Raw genomic sequence first — 18,545 nt, 5'->3', positions numbered from 1 at the left:
CCGATGTAGTATTGGGTTTCAGGTGGAGACCTAAGGGCATTAGCCCCTGGAGAGTGCTGATACGATGACCAGGGGTTTCATAAAGAAACAAAAGCCAGCCACGATTGACTGCGCCCAATAGAAAGATTCGCAAAAGGGTACAGCCCGTGGTCCCACCTGCAGCCGCAGCAACATCCTGCAAACCCTCAAACAACAAAACAGAAGATCGGCCTTTTGGAGCTCTATACCGACGTTTTAATGTTAGCCGACATAAGTGCATCTCTTCACAAGAAAAAGCGAAATACGGGCTTAAAACCAGGGTTTTTAACGCATCCCACCCGGCTCACACCACCAATGAGGTTTTAAACTACCTTCTCCCGCATTCTTCCCCCGCTATTCAAATCGGTTCAAACCCGTTATGAGTTCGGCTTGATCCCTATATCTCCATATCCTTATAAGTTCATCTGGATATCACTTTACCGTCATATCTATATCGAAGGGATATAGATATGACGGTAAAGTGATATGGAAATGCTGGTAAAGCGATATGGAAATGTCGGTGAAGTGATGATGAACAAACGGGAATAAAGCCTGCATGTATGCTATTGCAATGATGATATTATTGGGACTAATTGACCATAAAGGGTTTGAAGTGTATAGAAACCGCCAACTGCTGGACAGAATAGCATCAAAAGAGAGGGGGGTTGAAGAAATGTGCTGCGCTATGGGGTTTGAAATGATATAAAAAGCGAAAAACCCCTGCCGACAGTTGTCTGCAAGGGTGTAATTATTCATAATCCCTTACCAGAAGGGACCTTTATTCAGGAAATGACCGCTAATCCTTTGTCAGCAGTTTAATGAGCTTATCATCCGGCTCGCCATTATCTTCCAGGATGCCGAAACTGCCCTTGTAATCCCAGACAGTCCAGGCTATACGGTTCTTTTCCAGGGCTTTTCTAACATCCCTGTACCAGTGCAGCCTGTCTTTACGGTTGACGGTCGTCAGACAGCCCCATTCGCCGCAATAAAGCGGTAATTTGAGCTTGTGCGCCACTTTCACGGCAGTCATGACCTGCTGCTCAATAACATCGGCATCATACTCCTCTGAACTGCCCGCCAGCAGGTTACGGATAGTGGCCGGTTGCTGGGAGATCTCTTTTGAGGTAATGGTAGCCCCGGGATAGTGTACCGGACCGCTATAATCCTTGTGGGCCGTCCAGCTGGCCTTGTAATGGGTGAAGTAGAACGGATTGTAATAGTGAAAACTGAGGATCAGGCGATTATCTCCCGCAGGTACTTTCAGCTGCGGAAATGTGCTGTAGGACTGGTACCGGTTGCTGCCAATAATGATGACCCGTTTCGGCTCCAGCTCGCGGATAAGCGCAATGCCGCGGGCCAGCAGGTCATTCCATTGAGAGGCGCTGTCAGCCACCGGCTCATTCAATAACTCGTACGCAACCAGACTGGAAGGATATTTCTTTAGTTCCGCGCTTAGCTCCCGCCAGCATTGCAGGAAACGCTCCTGTGCAGCAGATTCCTCCCAGAGCGCCCTGCTCCGGGAATTGAAATGATGGCTGCGGAGAATATGCATGTCTACTATCGCCCGCAGGTGGTATTGTTTACACCAGCCGATGGCTTTATGTAAAAGTGCAAAAGCATCTTTGTATTTCTCTTCACGATAATCCCAGAGTTCAGCCTCCTCTACCGGAATACGGATATGGTCAAAGCCTTTATCCGCCAGCAGGGCTACGTCTTTTTCAGTAAAATAATCGGCCTGGGCTACACCATGACGGCCACCGGACTGCGACAGCCAGTGACTGATGTTTACGCCGCGTTGAATGTTAAATCCCTCAGGCATTCTGGGTGCATCCTGTGCAATTACAATGGCAGAAGGGGCAGCCACCAGGAGGATGAGTAATGTGGCAACAAGTAATTTGTAGATATTTAACATAGCGCAAATATTCGAAAATTAGCGTACAAGTTCAAAAGCCTTCGCCGGAAGGGATGCGTTTTCAGGCGGAAAGGCGTGATTATCAGCTGAACAGGAATGCCACATCTTCTTCTGTCAGCTTTTTCACGAAACCGGTATCCTCACTGATCAGGTCATCTGCGATCATCTTTTTCCGTTCCTGCAAGGCAAGGATCTTTTCTTCCACACTGTCTTTACAGATCATCTTATAAGCGAAAACTTTATTCTGCTGCCCGATACGGTGTGTACGGTCAATAGCCTGCTGCTCTGCCGCGGGGTTCCACCAGGGGTCTACGAGATACACATAATCGGCCGCCGTCAGGGTTAGACCCACGCCGCCGGCTTTCAGGCTGATAAGGAACACCCTGATATTCTCGTCTTCCTGGAACTGGTTCACCAGCTGCTGCCGGTGCTCTGCTTTGGTGCTGCCATCCAGGTAAAAGAAGGGGAGTCCTTCACTTTCCATCGACTTTGCAATGAGCTGCAACATACCCGTAAACTGGGAAAATACCAGTACTTTATGCGTACCGGTGTTCTCGCTGATCTCCCGCATCAGTTCGTCCAGCTTGACGGAGCTGGTTACATGCGACTCTTCCGCCACCAGTTGCGGAGCATTACATACCTGCCGCAGACGGGTCAGGCCTTCCAGTACATAGATCGTGCTGGCTGCCATTCCTTCCTCATTAATGCGCTGCATGAGTTTTTGCTTGTACAGGTCGCGGATACGGTTGTAAGCTTTCCGCTGTTCCTCACCCATCTCACACCACATAATGATCTCCGTCTTATCTGGCAAATCCTGTGCAATTTGTTCTTTGGTACGCCGTAACAGGAAGGGATAGATCAGTTTGCGCAGCCGGCCTGCCTTTTCGGCATCGGCATATTTGTCAATAGGCATGGCAAATTCCGAGCGGAAGAAAGCCTGGTTGCCCAGTAGCCCCGGATTGGCGAAGTTCATCTGCGCATAGAGGTCCATAGTGTTGTTCTGGATCGGCGTACCGCTCAATATCAGGCGGTTGCGCGATTGTAGAACCTGTAGCGCTTTGGTGGTCTGGGAAGATGGATTCTTGATCACCTGACTTTCATCCAGCACCACGTACCCGAATACATGTGTCGTAAAGACGGCCGTATCGCTACGCACCGTGCCATAACTGGTGATGATCAGCTGTTGCTGTTTCCAGTGTGCTGCATCGTACTGTCTGTTGCCGCCATGGTACACGGTGTACCGCAGGCCGGGGGCAAATTTCTGCAGTTCGGCCTGCCAGTTATAGATAAGGGAGGTCGGGCACACGACCAGGTGTGTCTCTCCGGGATATTTCTCACAAAGATGTTGCAGGAAGGTGATGGTCTGGAGGGTCTTACCAAGACCCATATCATCTGCCAGGCACCCGCCCCAGCGCATAGCGTCGAGGAGGCACATCCACTCAAAACCTGCCTGCTGATAACTGCGCAACTGGGCCTGTATAGCCGCTGGTACAGGGAAGTGTTCAGCCGATTTTGCCTGCAGGCGCTGTAATTGCTCCACAGCATTTTCCTTCACTACCGTACCCTGGGCATTCAGCATTTCCTGGGCCACAGTAAAATGCAGCCGTGACAGTTTCAGCTTGTCTTTGTTGACCTGGCCCAGTTTCCATAAGAGGTCATACTTGTGCAGCCACTCGTCGGGAATGACGCCGATGGTACCGTCCTTCAGCAGCAGGTGTGGCTGCCGGTGCAGTAATGCTTTCTGGATGTCTGTCAGCGCTACAGGAATGTCGCCGTAGTGTACATCTATTTCGAGGTCGAAGCTATCCTTGTCATCGCCATGCCAGCGCACGTCCATGACGGGCACATTGGTGTTGTACCTGAAATGCTGCAGCTGGTCCATGCCGTATACGCCGATGTTCCGGTCTGTCAGTTTGCGGTAGCATTTCACCAGCCACTGACTTTTCTCTGCATCTGCGAAAGGAAGGTAGAAATAACCGTTCCGCTGCTGGGCAAAGCGGGGATGCAGGGCACGGATGAAGGCAATCAGTTCCTTTTCTGCCTCAACATGGCGCCTGATCTCGTACTGGATATCGCCTTCTGTTTTGAGGATGACCGGTTCATTGGTATCCTCGATGCTGAAGTTCCCATACTGCCACTGTGGCGTTAGTACCAGGAAGGACTTATTCAGTTCACTCAGCCAGATATTACATTCCGGTGGTGTATCGATGATTTCTTTTTGCAGGAGGATGCTCTTATCAACGCTGTACTGCTGACTGAGAGCGGGCAGGGTATGTTCGATAAAGGCCGCTTCCTCGTGTGTGGGAATGTCCTTAAATCCGCCGGGAAACTCTTCAAGCGCGGTAGCCGCGGCAGGAGGGAGGATGAATAGTTCTCCCCGGCTTCGGAGCACGAATCCGTAATGCTCAAAATCGGAGAGTGGGAAAGCCTGTCCGTTGATGGTAACCAGTGCTGCCACTCGCAGGGTGCCTGCAGGCGTGCGTCGCAGTTCAAAAGAGAGCACCGGTGGAAAATTATTCACCGTGGCAGGGCGTGTATGTTTGAGCAGCATACTGTCGTCCGTGATCATGGTATACCAGGGTAATACCGGCGTCAGCGGCCGCAGTTGCTGGAGGGTGTGATAGAGGTATTGCTGCATACCTTCCTGTACGAATTGTTGCAGGGTAAGGGCTTTCACGGGATTGTCCCGGAATTTTTCCTTGAGTTGCAGCTCTTTGTAGACCATCGCCTCCTGCGTGCAGGGTTGCAACAAATGTTGTACACCAGCCGGCAGGGTATTGAAGATGGACAATGACTTTTTATCGTTCAGGGGCATGCGCTGGCAGGTACGGCCGCCCGCGTCTTCTTTCAGTATGCCTGCACTGATCTTCACCGGGGTAGGGTGATTGGACTGTAGTTCCAGCAACAATACAGGCGTTGCTTTATGTTTGTTGTTATTGCCTTGTGTGATGGTTTTCCCCATGTAATAATATGGTTATAATTGATAGGGTTAATTGTCCGCGGCCAGCTGCAGCAGTGTGTTATGCAATGCCAGCACCTGGGGGATGACCATTTCCTGTTCATCATTACGGATCACATAATCGCACAGTTTCATTTTGATATTATCATCGATCTGTTTGTACATCCGCGCCAGCACATCGTTACGGCTGACGTTATCCCGCTTCATCACCCGCAGTATACGAAGTGGCTGGGGTGCTGATACGCCGATACATTTATCCAGGTACTGAAAGGAACCGGATTCAAAAAGGAGAGCGGCCTCCTTCAGCACATAGGGGGCGGTTTGACGGTCGGCCCACTCGTCGCTGTGACGGATGGTGGCAGGATGTACGAGGGAGTTAAGTAACTCCAGTTTATCCTTATCGTTAAAAACGATCTTTCCCAATGCGGCCCTGTCCAGCACATTGTTGCTATCGTAGATGTGGTTGCCGAAATGTTCCTTGACCTGTTGTATCAGCAGCTCGTCTGTCTGCATGATCGTTTTGGCTGCATCATCTGCATAATAAACGGGAACGCCGAGTATGGCGAAGATCTTCGCCACTGTGCTTTTGCCTGAGCCTATACCGCCTGTAATACCAACTTTTAACATACGTCCAAATTCCAAAAAAAATCCCAAACTCCGTCAGGAATTTGGGATGCGCTATCTGTAGACAGCAATTATTTTGCAGGTGTTGCAGCAGCTTTCTGTTGAGCAGTAGTGTATTCCATGCTTACAGCAGAACGCTCGATGGTCAGGTAAGTACCTGCGCTCACCTCGATTTTCAGCGTGCCATCATCGTTGATCTTCTTCACAGTACCATGGATACCTGCGATGGTAACGATCTTGTCGCCTTCACGCAGATTGCTGATGAAGTCTTTCTGCATTTTTGCTTTCTTAGTCTGAGGGCGGATCATAAATAACCACATCACCAGGATCATACCGCCAATAAATATGAACTGGAAGCCACCGCCGCCTTGTGCGCCCGGTGCACCGCCACCCATCAGTAAAACGTTCAGCATGTTAGTGTACATCGTATTAAGTTGTATTTTGTTGTTTAGTTGTTCTTGTTTCTTATTGTCCCGCAATATTGATACCGTATCCTAATGTCGCGTCAGCTTATTTCTGCTTCAGGATAGTGCACTGGATCTTGGGTCCCTGCACCTGTTCCGGTTTCGTATTGGCTCTGATAATGATCTCTTTTTCGGTATATCCTTCTTTTCCTGCACTGTTGAACACCACTTTCATGTAGCTGCTTTGTCCCGGTTTGATAGGCTCTTTCGGCCAGTCTGGCACAGTACATCCGCAACTGGAGGTAGCGTCTGTGATAAGCAGGTCTTTGTCGCCGGTATTCGTGAATTTGAAAGAATATTCCACTTTTTCGCCTTCGGTGATGTTGCCGAAGTTGTGGACCATTTCATCAAAAGTGATCACCGGCGTACCTTTCGCATTCTCCGTGATAGTGGTGGCGGCTGTTTCCTGGTCACCGGTTTTACCGGCATTTGAATTACAGGCGCCTGCCACAAGGCTTCCGGCTATCAGGTAAAAGAATATTTTTCTCATATAGTATTGGGTTCGGCCCAAAAATAGCTATTTTTTTGTACGGTCTACCTTCTTTATCTGATTCGCCTGATCGAGGTCTTTCAATATATTGTCCAGGATACCATTGACAAACTGTCCGCTCTGCGGGGTGCTGTATGCCTTGGCCAGGTCAATATACTCATTGATTGTCACCTTGGTAGGGATGGTAGGGAAGTACAGGAATTCGCATACACCCATCTCCATCAGCAACATATCCACTGCGGCGATACGCTCAGGGTCCCAGTTCTGTAATTTAGGTTTAATGAGCTCCAGGCAGTATTCCTTCTTATCCAGTACTGTCAGCAGCAGTTCGCGCGCATATTCCAGTTTTTCCTTGCTGATCAGCTGGAGGAAGTTGAAGAGGTGCGGCTTGTGCATGTAATTGGCTACGAGGAGGTCCATCATATCGGCATCGTCGCCCCAGTGCAGGAAATTGTCTTCCATGTGCTGGATGAACAGCTCATTTTTAGAGAGGATCTCTTTATAGACGTATTCCATGATCTCCTTTTCGCTGGCTTTGTTGCGGGCAGGATCTTTTATATAATTCTGGTAAATGTCTGTGGCGGTGAGCGTATTGTAGAGTTTACGCATCAGGTCCTGCTCAGGAAGGTGTTTGAGTTTCCATTGTTCCAGGTTTACCTGAAAGCCTTTGTCGTTGATTATCTGGAAAATAAATTCATTTCCGGCGATCTTGGTATTTACCTGCAGGTCGGCTGCTGAGGGAAGATGTTTGGAGGCCCGTGTCTGCGCGTCGATTTCTGCATACTGTGCTACCTGTGAGAGACAGTATAACAGGTATGTAAAGATCTGACTGGTCTGGTCCAGTTTCTCGTTCAGTAAACTGGTAGCCGTGCCCGGCTTAACGGTACCTGGTTCCATCGTTTCCAGGGCATAAAGGGTCTGCATGACCTTCACCCGGATATTTCTTCTGCTAATCATCTTATAATCAAGAACTGTATGAGGGCGCAAAGCTAGGGGAAAAATGGGGAATTAGGAATTCTTAATTGGTAATTCCTATCTTACGGCAGATTCTGTCAGGTTTTTGCTGAAAAAATGGCATTTTTGTCAGTGTGCCCGATGAGTCTTCCCGTTAGTGACTGAAAATTTGACTATCAAAATGCCTTGGCACAATTATCGAGGTGCCAAGTCACAATAAATCTTCATCTTACCTTTTTAAAAAGTATAATTATATGGCAAAAGATTTAAGTATTAAACCCTTAGCTGACAGGGTGATCGTGAAACCCGCAGCCGCAGAAGAAAAAACAGCTGGTGGTATCATCATCCCTGATACCGCAAAAGAAAAACCACAAAGAGGTACGGTAGTAGCTGCCGGTCCTGGTAAGAAAGATGAGCCGGTGACTGTAAAAGTTGGCGATACTGTATTGTATGGTAAATATTCCGGTACAGAGATCAGCATTGAAGGCGGCGATTACTTAATCATGCGTGAGTCTGACATTTTAGCTATTGTTTAATCAATCACGCTGACATAACAGGCAAACCAAAACACAAAACAAAAAAACACAAGCTATTATGGCAAAGCAGATATTTTTTAGCACTGACGCCCGCAATAAGATGAAGAAGGGCGTAGACACCCTGGCTGATGCAGTGAAAGTTACCCTGGGTCCTAAAGGTCGTAACGTTGTTATCGAAAAGAAATTTGGCGCTCCTAGTTTAACTAAAGACGGTGTGAGTGTTGCTAAAGAAATCGAACTGGAAGATCCTATCGAGAACATGGGTGCACAGATGGTGAAGGAAGTTGCTTCCAAAACCGCTGACATCGCAGGTGATGGTACTACTACCGCTACCGTTCTGGCACAGGCTATCATCGGTGAAGGACTGAAAAACGTTGCTGCCGGTGCTAACCCAATGGACCTGAAACGTGGTATCGACAAAGCTGTTAAAGCTATCGTTGAAAACCTGGCTAAACAGGCTGAGAAAGTTGGTAGCGACAATAAGAAGATCGAGCAGGTTGCTGCTATCTCCGCTAACAACGACGCAGAGATCGGTAAACTGATCGCTGAAGCAATGAACAAAGTAACCAAAGATGGTGTGATCACCGTTGAGGAAGCAAAAGGCACTGACACTACTGTAGAAGTAGTAGAAGGTATGCAGTTTGACCGTGGTTACCTGTCTCCATACTTCATCACCAACAGCGAAAAAATGCACGCTGAGCTGCAGAACCCTTACATCCTGATCTACGATAAAAAGATCAGCACCCTGAAGGACATCCTGCACATCCTGGAAAAGATCGTTCAGAACGGCCAGCAGCTGCTGATCATCTCTGAAGATCTGGAAGGTGAAGCACTGGCTACCCTGGTAGTGAACAAACTGCGTGGTCAGCTGAAAGTTGCTGCAGTAAAAGCTCCAGGCTTCGGCGACAGAAGAAAAGAAATGCTGCAGGACATCGCAACCCTGACCGGTGGTGTTGTTATCAGCGAAGAACAGGGTTACAAACTGGAAAATGCTGACCTCAGCTACCTGGGTCGTGCAGAATCCGTAACTATCGATAAAGACAACTCTACCATCGTTGGTGGTAAAGGTGAAAAAGACGCTATCCAGGCTCGTATCAACCAGATCAAAGCTCAGATAGAAGTAACTACTTCCGACTACGATCGCGAAAAACTGCAGGAACGTCTTGCTAAACTGAGCGGTGGTGTGGCTGTACTGTACGTAGGTGCTGCTACCGAAGTAGAAATGAAAGAGAAGAAAGACCGTGTTGACGATGCCCTGCACGCTACCCGCGCTGCTGTTGAAGAAGGTATCGTACCAGGTGGTGGTGTTGCTTACATCCGCGCTATCGAAAGCCTGGAAAAACTGAAAGGCGAAAACGAAGACGAGCAGACTGGTATCTCCATCGTTAAACGCGCTATCGAAGAGCCACTGCGTCAGATCACTGCTAACGCTGGTATCGAAGGTTCTATCGTAGTACAGAAAGTAAAAGAAGGTAAAGGTGATTTCGGTTTCAATGCCCGTTCTGAGGTATATGAAAACCTGCTGGCAGCTGGTGTTATCGACCCTGCTAAGGTGACCCGTATCGCACTGGAAAACGCTTCTTCTATCGCAGGTATGCTGCTGACCACCGAATGTGTGATCGCTGACAAACCTGAACCTAAATCCGCTGCTCCTGCTCCGCATGGTGGCCACGGTATGGGTATGGACTATTAATAGTAGTATCCAAAAATATAGCGAAAGGGTGTCTGCCAACCGGTGGACACCCTTTCCGTTTTTATTCCCTTTCCTGTAACTTTAGCCCCGTTTCTCCGTTATAACTGTATGAACGCATTTTTACGCGCCACTTTTTGTTTTTTATTGCCGGTGTTCCTGCTGACGGCTTGCACTAAGGATGAATATTCCAATGCCGATGCCTACAATGATGTTGAAAGATCAATAGTGCAACAGGATAGCCTTATCCAGAAATACATCAGCAATCACAATCTCACCATGGAACATGATTTCAGCGGACTCTATTTCAATATAGAGGATCCGGGTGATTCTACCCGCGCAAACCTGAATTCAGTGGTTACTATCAATTATACCCGTGCCAACCTGAATGACTCCCTGCTCGACGCCTCTTTCGGAGATACCGATTTTGATGGCCGCGCACTGAAAGACCATATCGTAGGCTGGCAGCTCGGCCTGCAGAAAATAGGCAGGGGAGGTAAGATCTTTATGATCATCCCTTCACGGCTGGCCTTCGGCAACGTGCCCGTAGGTAACATCATTCCCGCCAATACCATCCTGGTGTGCAATGTTGAATTAATTGACTTTAAATGAGTTCCTTCCGTATCTAATCACTGATAATTATAAAAATCTGAGCATTTCAATGAAAAAATTAAGCATGAGGAGATTTTTCCTGCTGGGAGCAGTATTGATGATGGCTTTGTTAGCAGCCTGCAGTAAAGACGACCAGACTTATGATCCGGTACCACAGTTCAACAGAGATGTAGACAGCATCAAGGCATACCTGCAACGTACTGGCCTGCCGGCTGTACAGGATACCGTTTCCGGTATTTTCTATCACATTTCCAAGGTTGGTAACGGTGTAGACAGTGTTAAAACGGTCGCGACCAAAATAAAAGCATTATATACAGGACAACTGTTGTCCGGTCATGTTTTTGATTCTACCGGTACTACGCCACGCGACCTGGGAGCGGCAGGAGGCCTGATCGTAGGTTTTCAGTTTGCTTTGACAAAGATCACCAAAGGCGGTAAGATCAGAGTGTATCTTCCTTCCTTCTACGGATACGGTGCGGCTGCGAATCCGGGCATTCCAGCTAACTCTGTCCTGATCTTCGATGTCGAGTTGACCGACGTCACCAATCCATAGTATTGTACTCTGCACTTATATCGACAAAGTCCCGCTCTGACCAGCTCAGGCGGGACTTGTTTTTTAGCCATTCTCTGATCGGCTCAGGCAGGTATGTTTTTCAGGTTATGTGTGGATTTTTGGATATGCGGAATGCCTTAAATTTGCTTAAATTATAAGTAGTGGCACACGAATGCATTTCGGTATTTGACATCTTCAAGATAGGCGTAGGTCCTTCCAGTTCACACACGTTAGGCCCATGGCGGGCAGCTCTTCAGTTCCTGCGGGAAGTGCAGGCTACAGGGCGAAAACTCAGTTCCGTTAAACAAGTCAGCGTTTTATTATATGGCTCCCTGGCAAAAACCGGGCATGGCCACGGTACAGACATTGCGGTACAGTTAGGACTTTGCGGAGATGATCCGGTAACTTTCGATGTCAACAAGATCAATAGTAAAATGGATGACATCCGCCGTAACAAGACCATGTTATTGGGAGGTAGCCACGCTATTCCTTTTGATCCCTTCCAGGATATCACTTTCCTGTATGATGAATCTTTACCTTTTCACCCCAACGCACTTACTTTCCTGGTTACCTTTGAAGATGATGAACAGCAGGCAGCCACCTACTATTCCATTGGTGGTGGCTTTGTTGTGAAAGAAGGAGAAAACCAGGGGGCTGCCTCACAGGTAGACCTGCCATTCCCGATAGATACCGCCCGCCAACTGTTGCAGTGGTGTATCAAAACAGGTTATTCCATTTCTGAACTGGTTATGGAGAATGAGCAGGCCTGGCGCCCGGAAGCAGAAACAAGGGCAGGCGTGATGAATATCTGGCGCGTAATGAAAGAATGCATTTACAGGGGGTGTCATACTGCGGGAGAATTGCCCGGCGGCCTCCGTGTAGCAAGACGCGCCGCTGCACTAAACAAAAAATTATTAAAGGGAAATACATATACGGACTACGATTCCTGGATCAACGCTATCAGGCAGGGTGGTAACCATTTTGCCTATACGCTTGACTGGGTGAGCTGTTTTGCACTGGCCGTGAATGAGGAAAATGCTTCTTTCGGCAGAGTGGTGACTGCTCCTACTAACGGCGCTGCGGGCGTGATACCGGCAGTATTGCAGTACTTCATTACCTTCTGCGACGGCTACCATGATGAAAAGATCATGCAGTTCATGCTCACCGCTTCTGAGATAGGTAGTATCTTCAAGAAGCGCTCTACCATCTCGGCCGCTATGGGTGGCTGTCAGGCGGAAATCGGCGTGTCTTCTGCAATGGCAGCTGCAGCCCTTACAGAATGCCTGGGCGGTTCCCAGCGACAGGTGCTGATGGCTGCTGAAATAGCGATGGAACATCACCTGGGCCTGACTTGCGATCCTATCGGCGGACTGGTACAGGTGCCCTGCATCGAAAGAAATACAATGGGCGCCATCAAGGCTATTACCGCTTCTCAGCTGGCATTGCAAAGTAACCCCGAACTGGCAAAGGTGTCACTCGACGCCGTGGTGAAAACCATGTGGGACACCGCGCTGGATATGAACAGCAAATACAAGGAAACTTCAGACGGCGGTCTGGCCGTAAACATACCTATCAGCCTTCCTGAGTGCTGATTTCGTGAAGCGCTGCATGCAAACAAAGGATACTTTATTATTGCATGCAGCGTTCTCCATTATTTCCGTATATTGTTTGATTATACCTGCAATTGATTATGAAAGCTTTTCCGTGCCTACTGTTATTAGTACTTCCCCTTACCGCATTGGCACAAACATTCGGTGGCAATCCTCCTTCCGTAAAATGGCGCCAGATCAATAACGACACCGCGCGTATCATATTCCCGGAAGGACTGGAAAAGCAAGGCCGCCGGGTGGCAGATCTCGTCAATTACATGGATAGAAATACCCGGTCTTCCATCGGGAACAGAAATAAAAAAGTCAATATCGTATTACAGAACCAGACGCTGGAATCTAACGGTTACGTGCAGTTAGGGCCTTTCCGTTCAGAGTTCTATCTCACACCACCGCCTAATTCCTCAGATCTCGGATCGCTGAAATGGGAAGAACAGCTGGCCATACATGAATATCGTCACGTACTTCAGAACCGTAATTTCAACCAGGGTGCATCTAAAGTGGTGTCTATTGTACTGGGAGAAATGGGACTGGCGGCAGCTACCAGCATCGCAGTGCCCAACTGGTTCTGGGAGGGAGATGCCGTTACCATGGAAACTGCTTTAAGTGCACAGGGAAGGGGCAGGCTGCCTGCCTTCTTTGATGGTTTCAGGGCTTTGTCGCTGGAACATAAGGACTATAGCTACATGAAAATAAGGAACGGTTCTTATGTAGACTTCACCCCGAATCATTATCCATTGGGCTACCTGATGTCTATATATGGCCGTGAACACTATGGCCGTACCTTCTGGAAAGATGTAACCACTGATGCAGTGCGTTACCGCGGCATATTCTATCCGTTCTCCCGGAGCCTGAAAAAACGCACCGGGTATAACGTGACAGGTTTTTACAGGGCGATGCTGCAGGAGTATCAGCCGCTGTGGAACAATTACGCCACACAGGAGAGTAAACCTGGTAAAGCCCTGCTGGAAGCCCCTCATACGGTTACCAACTACAAATACGTTTATCCGGTAAAGCCGGGCGAATGGCTGGTATATAAAGATGCCTACAATAAGGTGCCTGGTTTTTATCTGCTGGACAGCGCTGGTCATCAGCAACTGATGACACGCCCGGGCATGAACTTCGACGACTACTTCAGTTATCGCAATGGCAGGCTGGTATGGACCGAAGCCCGTTTTCATCCACGCTGGTCCTGGAAAGATTATTCGATCGTGAAGACCTATGATATGGCTACCGGTCATACCAGTACACTGACACATAAGACACGTTATTTCTCTCCTGATATCAGTGCAGACGGCAAACGGATCATTGTGTCATTTACACTGACTTCGCAGCAGTATGGCCTGCAATTGCTGGACGGGCAGACGGGCGCCGTTATATCAACACTGCCCAATCCGCATAACTGGTATTATACCTATCCGAAATTTTCTGCTGATGAGCAATGGGTGATCAGCAACGTCCGCAATGACCGCGGACAAATGGCGATGATCCGCCAATCGCTCGCTACAGGTGAAACCGAAGAGCTGACACCGTTCAGCTATATCGTGCTGGGCATTCCTGCCATCAGGCAGGACACCGTCTATTACACAGCTGCGTATAAAGATGCCGATAATGTGTATGCTCTTACCCTGTCTGACAAAAAGATCTACCAGGTGACAGCACATCCCAATAGTGTAATGCATGCCGCTATTGATAATCATTCGCAACAGGTCGTATACAGTGCTTTTGGTACCCAGGGATATGCCTTGTACACCTCACCGCTTACGCCGGATAACTGGCAGCGGATAGATACCGGCAGGAACTACCATAGCGCCTGGTTGAAGCCTGATTTTCAGGAAGGTGGTAACATTCTCGATAAGGCGCCTCAGGAGCAGTATGACATCAGAAAGTACCCGAAGGGAAACCGCCTGTTCAACTTTCACAGCTGGCTGCCTACTTTCGATGATCCTGATTACAACCTCACCCTGTATGGCAATAATGTCCTGAATACGGCGTCTACCGCGCTGGGGTATACGTATAACCGCAATGAAGGAAGCTCAGGATTTACGGGCGATTTCATTTACGGAGCCTGGTTCCCTTACCTGCAGGCAGGCGCGAAATACACGTTCAACCGTTCAGACATTTTTTCCAACAAAGGGCGTCTGTACTGGAAAGAAATGGATCTGCACGGAGGATTCACCATACCACTGAACCTCTCGTCCGGTCTGTACAGCCGCAGTCTGTCGCTGTCTTCCATGTATCATTACCTGGAAAGATATCCGCAGGGTAATTTCCGCTTTCTTAATCCGGCAATACAATACATTGGCAACACGCTGGTGTTTAACAACCAGCGCATGAGGGCAAGACAAAATATCTATTCTCATTTCGGACAATATGTTGCTTTGCAGTATAACCGCTCCGTATCTAATGTATTTGCAGAGCAATTGTATGCCAGGGCTGACCTGTACCTGCCAGGGCTGGCAGCCAACCACAGCCTCGTATTACAGGGCGCATGGCAGCAAAGGGATACATCAAGGAATTATTCCTTTACAGACAATTTCGCTTATGCGAGAGGGTACAATGAGCCATTTTACGAGCATATCTATAAGCTGGGCGTGAACTATCATTTCCCGATAGCGTATCCTGACTGGGGCTTTGCGCAGTTGCTGTATTTCATGCGGATACGTGGTAACGTGTTCTACGATTACAGCCGGGCATATAACTTTGTCACAGCGAGAAGTACTCAATATACCTCTGCCGGTGGGGAGCTGTTCTTTGACACCAAAATAGGCAATGTGCTCCCTTTCACCTTCGGTCTGCGTTACAGCCATCTCTTTGATAAAGATCCGCTGGACAATGCATCTCAAAGGTTTGCATTTATACTGCCTTTGCAGCAGCTATTTAATTATTAGCGAACGTTGAATTTCAGTTTAGGCGCTCTGTACAGCTTATCTCCTGTATAGTTGATGATGATATTATCAAAATAAAATACCTCATTTCTTTCCAGCATTTCTTTGATACGCTCTACCCAAAAGGAGGGGAGCCTGTCGCCCTTAAAGGAGTCACCTACAAAATCGGTGTAGAAGCCCGGTTTGCCGGTAGTATCGTTCAGGTAAGGTTCTTTTCTTTCGTAGGTGAAGTCGAAGGATACCACAGGATATTTGTTATTCTTATCATCCCTTACTACGAGTGGTGAGTCCAGCAGTTTCATGACCTCCGGACGGGGAAGGGAATCGCTCAGGAAAATGCCCCATGTGCTTTTGAACCGGAGAGTAGTGGTTTTCGAAGTAGTAGTGGCAGCCGGTTTTTTAGCAGCAGGTTTTTTCGGTTTGCCAGTCTGGGCTAGTGCCGGCAGGCTGGTAAACAGCAGGAACATACCTGATATTAAATAACATTTACGCATAGTAGAATAAGGGATATAAAAAAATCGCCCGGAATAGTTAACGTCCGGGCGATCCTGAAAATTATAATGATTTTAAACTTTCCGTTATGGTCGCTATTTTGGCCTCTGCATCTTCCTTCTTCTTCCGCTCTAATTCAAGCACTTCAGGCTTGGCATTCTGAACAAACTTTTCGTTGCTCAGCTTCTTATCTACTCCTGCCAGGAAGCCTTGCAGGCGGGCCAGATCTTTCTCCAGATCTTCTTTCTGTACCGTAGTATTCAGGGCTGTTTCTGTTTCGAGGTAGAACTTGTCTTTTTGTACTACCAGGGTAATGCAACCGCCAACCGGTTCTTTGGTATAGTTGATGGCTTTTGCGTTCACCTGTTTGCCCAGCATGCTTTCGATTTGTTTGAAAGTAGTTTCCTGCAGTGTATCGATATGCAGGACTATTTCGTCTTTCGGTTTGACCTGATTTTTATTACGTGCATCGCGGATGCTGGAGATCACTTCTTTCAACAGTTCGCCCTGTGCCAGGATACCAGCGTCAGAAGCTCCGGGAGCGGCGTATTGTCTGATGATTAGATCTTCTCCTTCACTGCGTTCACGCAGTTTCTGGTAAACCTCTTCCGTTGCAAAAGGCATGAAAGGATGCAGCAACTGCATCAGTTCTTCAAAGAAATAAACGGTCTTGTTGTAAATACCTGCATCACAGGGCTGCTCAAAATCAGGTTTTACCCATTCGAGGTACCAGCTGCAGAAATCTGTCCAGATCAGTCCATAGAGTGCTTTCAGGGCTTCGCTGAGCTTGAAATCTTTGAAGAGTTCTGCTACCTCTTGTTTTACTTCATTCAGTCTGCTTTCGAACCATTTTACAGCAAAATGGTCAGTGCCGGTATTGCTGTTGGTGGCCAGATTGCCTTCCCACATCTTCACCAGCTTCAGGGCATTCCAGAACTTGTTAGCAAATTTGGCTCCCTGATCGCAGCTGGCATCGTCAAACAGCAGGTCATTACCGGCAGGAGAGGAGATCATGATACCGAAGCGTACGGCATCAGCACCGAAGCGGTCAATGAGCTCCAGCAGGTCTGGGGAGTTCCCCAGCTGCTTACTCATTTTACGGCCCTGTTTATCCCTTACCATTCCGGTGAAGTATACATCACTGAATGGCTTCACCTGCTTATATTCCAGACCTGCCATGATCATACGAGCCACCCAGAAGAAGATGATGTCCTGTCCGGTTACCAGTACGTTGGTAGGGTAGTAGTAGTTAATCTCTTCATTGTCAGGCTGGGAAATACCATTGAACACTTCCATCGGCCACAGCCAGGAAGAGAACCAGGTATCGAGACAGTCTTCATCCTGACGGAGGTCGGCAGCGGTATAGTTAAACCCTTTTGCTTTAAACTGTGCGATAGCGGCGTCCATGTTCTGGGCTACTTCAAAAGTACCATCCGGCGCATAGAAGGAAGGGATCTGTTGTCCCCACCAGAGCTGACGGGAGATACACCAGTCTTTCACATTCTCCATCCAGTATTTATAGGTAGCGAGGAAACGGTCGCCGGGATGGATGTCCACATCGCCATTTACAACTGCATCCAGCGCTGGTTTAGCCAGTTCAGCCATCTTTACGAACCACTGGGTACTGATACGGGGCTCTACTACGGTATCAGGGTTACGTTCGCTGTAACCGAGACGGGTAGTATATTCCTGTTCTTTTACCAGCAGGCCCTGTTCCTGGAGGGCGGCGATTACCAGTTTACGGGCTTTGAAGCGGTCTTCGCCAATGAATACGCCGGCAGCAGGGCTGAGGGTACCGTCATCGTTGAGGGTATCTACAATTTCCAGGTTGTGTTTCAGACCCAGGTTATAGTCATTGATGTCGTGCGCAGGCGTTACTTTCAGTGCACCGGTACCGAATTCCTTGTCTACGTAAGTATCAAAGATGACAGGCACTCTACGGTTCACCAGCGGAACGATGGCATAATGCCCTGCGAGGTGTTTATAACGTTCATCATCAGGATTTACGCAGATAGCGGTATCTCCCATGATGGTTTCAGGACGTTGTGTTGCGATGGTGATGTATTCACCGGTCAGATTATTTTCTGAATCAGAAATAGCATACTGAACATGGTATAGTTTACCCTGCAGGTCTTTATACTGTACTTCTTCATCGCTGAGGGCTGTTTTTGCCTTCGGGTCCCAGTTGATCATACGGGCGCCGCGGTAGATCAGTCCTTTATTGTAGAGGTCAACGAATACTTTTATAACTGCCTGATAATAATGATCATCCATGGTGAAGGTTACCCTATCCCAGTCGCAGGAGCATCCCAGTTTCTTGATCTGGCTATAGATGATGCCACCATACTTGTCTTTCCACTCAAAAGCATATTTGAGGAACTCTTCACGGGTGAGCTGTGATTTCTCAATACCTTTTTCTGTTTTGAGCATATTCACCACTTTAGCCTCGGTAGCGATGGAAGCATGGTCAGAGCCGGGTACCCAGCAGGTATTATAACCGCTCATACGTGCGCGGCGGATGAGGATATCCTGTACGGTTTCGTTCAGGGTATGGCCCATGTGCAGCACACCGGTCACGTTAGGAGGAGGGATCACAATGGTAAAGGGGGGACGGTTGTCCGGTTTACTACGGAAATAACCTTTGTCCATCCAGTGCTGGTACCATTTGCCTTCAACAGCAGCAGGCGTATAATTTTTTGAAAGTTCCATGCTTGCGATATGTCATTTATATAAGTGTGCAAAAATA

Annotated in this window: 14 protein-coding genes; 6 read left to right on the top strand and 8 right to left on the bottom strand. The window is 48.2% G+C overall.

The genetic code is table 11. The features are described 5' to 3' along the window. Window positions 1–814: 814 nt before the first annotated feature. The 6 genes from L3C95_RS17830 to nusB form a co-directional block, all read right to left on the bottom strand. Window positions 815–1,930, bottom strand: coding sequence for a glycoside hydrolase family 5 protein (locus tag L3C95_RS17830; RefSeq protein WP_236389512.1), 1,116 nt, complete (start codon window positions 1,928–1,930; stop codon window positions 815–817). Window positions 1,931–2,012: 82 nt separating this feature from the next. Further along, entirely contained in the window at window positions 2,013–4,892 is a 2,880-nt protein-coding gene (locus L3C95_RS17825; protein WP_236389511.1) for a DEAD/DEAH box helicase, read from the bottom strand. Between the two features lie 27 nt (window positions 4,893–4,919). Further along, a complete protein-coding gene (gene coaE, locus L3C95_RS17820) occupies window positions 4,920–5,516 on the bottom strand; it encodes a dephospho-CoA kinase (RefSeq protein WP_236389510.1) in 597 nt (198 codons plus the stop codon). Window positions 5,517–5,584: 68 nt separating this feature from the next. Then, window positions 5,585–5,926: a preprotein translocase subunit YajC gene (gene yajC, locus L3C95_RS17815; RefSeq protein ID WP_236389509.1), complete on the bottom strand. Its 342-nt coding sequence runs from the start codon at window positions 5,924–5,926 to the stop codon at window positions 5,585–5,587. Between the two features lie 97 nt (window positions 5,927–6,023). Further along, window positions 6,024–6,467 carry a DUF1573 domain-containing protein gene (locus tag L3C95_RS17810; protein ID WP_236389508.1) on the bottom strand — a complete coding sequence of 148 codons (444 nt, stop codon included), beginning with the start codon at window positions 6,465–6,467 and terminating at the stop codon, window positions 6,024–6,026. Window positions 6,468–6,494: 27 nt separating this feature from the next. Next, entirely contained in the window at window positions 6,495–7,424 is a 930-nt protein-coding gene (gene nusB, locus L3C95_RS17805) for a transcription antitermination factor NusB (RefSeq protein WP_236389507.1), read from the bottom strand. A 251-nt stretch (window positions 7,425–7,675) separates the two neighbouring features. Between nusB and groES the strand changes: the two genes are divergently transcribed. From groES to L3C95_RS17775, 6 genes are all read left to right on the top strand, one after another. Then, window positions 7,676–7,957, top strand: coding sequence for a co-chaperone GroES (gene groES, locus L3C95_RS17800; RefSeq protein WP_072356767.1), 282 nt, complete (start codon window positions 7,676–7,678; stop codon window positions 7,955–7,957). Window positions 7,958–8,015: 58 nt separating this feature from the next. After that, window positions 8,016–9,650, top strand: a complete 1,635-nt coding sequence (gene groL / locus L3C95_RS17795) for a chaperonin GroEL (protein WP_199652543.1) — start codon at window positions 8,016–8,018, stop codon at window positions 9,648–9,650. A gap of 108 nt (window positions 9,651–9,758) precedes the next feature. Beyond that, the gene (locus tag L3C95_RS17790) at window positions 9,759–10,259 is read left to right on the top strand and encodes an FKBP-type peptidyl-prolyl cis-trans isomerase (RefSeq protein ID WP_236389506.1); all 501 of its coding nucleotides are present in this window, start codon (window positions 9,759–9,761) and stop codon (window positions 10,257–10,259) included. A gap of 64 nt (window positions 10,260–10,323) precedes the next feature. Further along, complete coding sequence (locus L3C95_RS17785; protein WP_236389505.1) at window positions 10,324–10,812, top strand: FKBP-type peptidyl-prolyl cis-trans isomerase; 489 nt, start codon at window positions 10,324–10,326, stop codon at window positions 10,810–10,812. A gap of 161 nt (window positions 10,813–10,973) precedes the next feature. Then, window positions 10,974–12,404, top strand: a complete 1,431-nt coding sequence (locus L3C95_RS17780) for an L-serine ammonia-lyase (RefSeq protein ID WP_236389504.1) — start codon at window positions 10,974–10,976, stop codon at window positions 12,402–12,404. A 98-nt stretch (window positions 12,405–12,502) separates the two neighbouring features. After that, complete coding sequence (locus tag L3C95_RS17775) at window positions 12,503–15,310, top strand: hypothetical protein (RefSeq protein WP_236389503.1); 2,808 nt, start codon at window positions 12,503–12,505, stop codon at window positions 15,308–15,310. Here the strand turns inward: L3C95_RS17775 and L3C95_RS17770 are convergent. Together L3C95_RS17770 and L3C95_RS17765 are read right to left on the bottom strand one after the other, a co-directional pair. Beyond that, window positions 15,307–15,801 carry a hypothetical protein gene (locus L3C95_RS17770; protein ID WP_236389502.1) on the bottom strand — a complete coding sequence of 165 codons (495 nt, stop codon included), beginning with the start codon at window positions 15,799–15,801 and terminating at the stop codon, window positions 15,307–15,309. The genes L3C95_RS17775 and L3C95_RS17770 overlap by 4 nt on opposite strands. Before the next feature lie 61 nt (window positions 15,802–15,862). Then, window positions 15,863–18,508 carry a valine--tRNA ligase gene (locus L3C95_RS17765; RefSeq protein WP_236389501.1) on the bottom strand — a complete coding sequence of 882 codons (2,646 nt, stop codon included), beginning with the start codon at window positions 18,506–18,508 and terminating at the stop codon, window positions 15,863–15,865. Window positions 18,509–18,545: the final 37 nt, after the last annotated feature.

Origin of the sequence: Chitinophaga filiformis (assembly GCF_021646545.1) — a bacterium.
Taxonomy (GTDB): Bacteria; Bacteroidota; Bacteroidia; order Chitinophagales; family Chitinophagaceae; genus Chitinophaga; species Chitinophaga filiformis_A.
Note: the sequence above shows the minus strand (reverse complement) of the source record. Positions and strands in the feature narration are given on the sequence as shown.

Excerpts from the sequence above, each read along its gene's own strand:
- nusB (WP_236389507.1), bottom strand. The coding sequence starts at position 7,424 with ATGATTAGCAGAAGAAATATCCGGGTGAAGGTCATGCAGACCCTTTAT.
- L3C95_RS17785 (WP_236389505.1), top strand. The coding sequence starts at position 10,324 with ATGAGGAGATTTTTCCTGCTGGGAGCAGTATTGATGATGGCTTTGTTA.
- L3C95_RS17830 (WP_236389512.1), bottom strand. The coding sequence starts at position 1,930 with ATGTTAAATATCTACAAATTACTTGTTGCCACATTACTCATCCTCCTG.
- L3C95_RS17810 (WP_236389508.1), bottom strand. The coding sequence starts at position 6,467 with ATGAGAAAAATATTCTTTTACCTGATAGCCGGAAGCCTTGTGGCAGGC.
- L3C95_RS17775 (WP_236389503.1), top strand. The coding sequence starts at position 12,503 with ATGAAAGCTTTTCCGTGCCTACTGTTATTAGTACTTCCCCTTACCGCA.
- L3C95_RS17765 (WP_236389501.1), bottom strand. The coding sequence starts at position 18,508 with ATGGAACTTTCAAAAAATTATACGCCTGCTGCTGTTGAAGGCAAATGG.
- L3C95_RS17825 (WP_236389511.1), bottom strand. The coding sequence starts at position 4,892 with ATGGGGAAAACCATCACACAAGGCAATAACAACAAACATAAAGCAACG.
- yajC (WP_236389509.1), bottom strand. The coding sequence starts at position 5,926 with ATGCTGAACGTTTTACTGATGGGTGGCGGTGCACCGGGCGCACAAGGC.
- groES (WP_072356767.1), top strand. The coding sequence starts at position 7,676 with ATGGCAAAAGATTTAAGTATTAAACCCTTAGCTGACAGGGTGATCGTG.
- coaE (WP_236389510.1), bottom strand. The coding sequence starts at position 5,516 with ATGTTAAAAGTTGGTATTACAGGCGGTATAGGCTCAGGCAAAAGCACA.
- L3C95_RS17770 (WP_236389502.1), bottom strand. The coding sequence starts at position 15,801 with ATGCGTAAATGTTATTTAATATCAGGTATGTTCCTGCTGTTTACCAGC.
- L3C95_RS17790 (WP_236389506.1), top strand. The coding sequence starts at position 9,759 with ATGAACGCATTTTTACGCGCCACTTTTTGTTTTTTATTGCCGGTGTTC.
- groL (WP_199652543.1), top strand. The coding sequence starts at position 8,016 with ATGGCAAAGCAGATATTTTTTAGCACTGACGCCCGCAATAAGATGAAG.